1 protein-coding gene is annotated in these 358 nt (G+C 49.4%); it reads left to right on the top strand.

All coding sequences use genetic code 11. The features are described 5' to 3' along the window. The coding region (locus N9R04_RS11345) for a YPDG domain-containing protein (RefSeq protein ID WP_262856880.1) at positions 1–358 on the top strand (358 nt) is incomplete at both ends.

Here is a 358-nt window from a genome sequence, read left to right as displayed (position 1 = left end):
CAGTCACTGTCGTGCCGAAAGATCCAAGTGAAACGGATGCAGGTCAACATGACCCAGGCTATGACGAAAACAGTACGAAACCAGGTGTACCAGTAGAAGTGCCACAAACGAAAGACGGCAATCTACCGCCGAATACAACATTCGAAGGCCCTAAAGATGTGCCACCAGGCTGGACAGTAGACGTTGATCCAAATACAGGTAAGGTAACGGTAACGCCACCGGCGAACGCGACACCGGATACGAAGGTAAACATCCCAGTTGTCGTTCATTATCCAGATGGTTCAACAGATACACCAACAGTAACAGTTACTGTCGTGCCGAAAGATCCAAGTGAAACGGATGCAGGTCAACATGACCC

It is taken from the genome of Staphylococcus marylandisciuri, assembly GCF_025519785.1.
Classification (GTDB): Bacteria; Bacillota; Bacilli; order Staphylococcales; family Staphylococcaceae; genus Staphylococcus; species Staphylococcus marylandisciuri.
The sequence above is the reverse complement of the archived record's forward strand: the minus strand, read 5'-3'. Positions and strand labels throughout refer to the sequence as shown.